Source organism: Paenibacillus sp. P4_E11, assembly GCF_056401635.1.
On the sequence record NZ_JBFUIX010000366.1, the window covers coordinates 1 to 2,088 of the forward strand.

The 2,088-nt window shown below is 47.5% G+C and carries 3 protein-coding genes; 1 reads left to right on the forward strand and 2 read right to left on the reverse strand.

Features of this window, described 5'->3' with window-relative positions:
- The coding region (locus tag AC1DWB_RS34050) for a glycosyltransferase family 2 protein (protein WP_477545502.1) at positions 1 to 849 on the reverse strand (849 nt) is incomplete at its 3' end.
- A 159-nt stretch (positions 850 to 1,008) separates the two neighbouring features.
- On the opposite strand from AC1DWB_RS34050, the gene AC1DWB_RS34055 reads away from it, so the two are divergent.
- Positions 1,009 to 1,491, forward strand: a complete 483-nt coding sequence (locus tag AC1DWB_RS34055; RefSeq protein ID WP_477545503.1) for a DUF4214 domain-containing protein — start codon at positions 1,009 to 1,011, stop codon at positions 1,489 to 1,491.
- A 56-nt stretch (positions 1,492 to 1,547) separates the two neighbouring features.
- On the opposite strand, the gene AC1DWB_RS34060 is transcribed toward AC1DWB_RS34055, so the two are convergent.
- Positions 1,548 to 2,088 (reverse strand): class I SAM-dependent methyltransferase (locus AC1DWB_RS34060; RefSeq protein WP_477545504.1); only part of this gene is annotated, 541 nt, incomplete at its 5' end.

Sequence of the window (2,088 nt, forward strand, 5' to 3'; positions counted from 1 at the left end):
TTCTCCAGGCTTCGTGTAATGCAGCGTCATGTCCGCGCAGAAGGAAAAGTCAATAGGGTGCTCTCTTGTTTCGGACTGACCGTACAAGTCCCGCACCAGCTCGCTTACTTGATCGTAGCTGATCTCCTTCTTCTGCTTAAACAAATTAAACCAATACCCCCATGGAAAGCAGTCATCTTTCTTGCGTCCGGGCCGAGCCAAATTATTCAGCCAGCCCACGATGATTTTGGACTTGGCCTGTTCGATGGAGCGGAACGGGAAGTGAGCGAGCCGAAGCGTCACCGCATCCTCATGCTCGGCGGGATGTCCGTTCGGAAACGCCAAACTGTGGTTGCCCATGGTGAGCAGAGGCGCATAGCCAGTAGCGATTTCCTTAGGGACGATGACTTTATACAAATCCACATCGCCATACGAATGCCGAATGCGTTTCGGGATAAACATCTCTGAGATTGGATCTGTATGATGCGGAACGTACTGCCTCGTCTGGACATAGTACCACTTCGACGTTTCAAGAGTTTCTAGAATGCTGCGAGGATGATCCCGGTCGTTTCCCGAAATGACAAATTCGTCTGCATCCAACGGAAGGACAAAGTCCGGATTGTACGTATAGAACGCGTGGTACATCAATGAGGTTGTTTTCTCGTTCTGGTCATATTCTAGGCTCGAATCCTGGATAAGATAGATCGGCAAGCCTTCGTTCATCAAATGATGGACGATGGACAGCGTAYGGTCTGTACTCCCGTTGTCCAATAAGAGCATACCGTCGACAATGTTCAGATGGTAGCGTATGAACGATTCGATAATATCGGCTTCATTCTTGATCATGCTTATCGAAAACACTGTGCCCATATTCAACCTTCCCCCTAATATTCGGTCTCCTACTAATAGATGATGGATGTTGAATGAATGAGCGGGCGAATTGACATCATACATATCCCCTATTTCTTTTGAAGCAGCCAAATCATACAATGTATTGTTGATAAATACACCTATTCGGAGGGTTGACGAATGAGAATCGCACCGTTGTTGCACACTGCTTATAACCGGAAAGGGTCTGACTTTGTTGTAGAAATGTACAATCAGCTATTGAACCGTGAACCGGATGAGGAGGAAATCATAGGACGAGTCAGCGAACTGGAAGGAGGTGTTTCCAAATATGAAATGATGGCAGGAGTTATGATCAGTGCAGAAGCGAAGGAGCTTTACGAGCAGCTGCCGGATGGAAACGTCGAATCAGCAGCGGACAAGATCCAATATATGCTGCAAACGAATGATGCAGAGACATTTCTAAATATGCTGTATGCGGAAGTTCTGTGCCGTTTTGCGGAAGACGAGGAATACACCAGCCATCTATGTGCTTTGGAACAAGGAGCCGACCCGATCGGCATCGTTTATGCCTTTTTGCTTTCTGATGAATTTTGGATGCTGCTGGAGTCGGATCGGAGCTGCATCGACCGGAGAATGCTCCTGATCTTTATGACCAGCCGCTAACAACAGAAGCCCTGGATGCCGGCGTTCGCGTCTCCAGGGCTTTCCTTCTGCTTATTCTATTGTAGGAGACGAAGAAACCCTTCGCTTTGGATCATGCTCTGAATTAACTTCGTTATGTCCCCTCCTGTGGTCATATATTGCAAGCAAGCTTGCCGTTCTTCCTCATTAGGTGACCTCTCCAGCAGACGATTGTAAAGGACTTGTATGAAGTCATCGTTGAACAGACGCCTGGATTGATACACTTCCTGCAGCAGATCAGCAATGCAGATATTCTCCGGCCTCATTTTCTTGACAACACAGTTGTTCTGCCAAATGGATCTGATCCGGAAATTAGGGGGTAGGTCGAGTATGAACTTCGTTGGTCCGGGCCATGCCGGAACATCATCGAACACGATGTATCCGTTATCAGCCACTAGAGTACTCCAATGATCGAAATCAGCCTTCACCGCCTCGTACTCGTGACAAGCATCGATAAACAACACCCCCACCTTTAAGTTCTTGGGAAACTGGTCAAAAATATTCAAGGTCTCTCCGACAAGGGGTTCTACCCAATTCAGAACGCCCGCATTCCGCATATTCTCTCTGAATTCTTCGAAC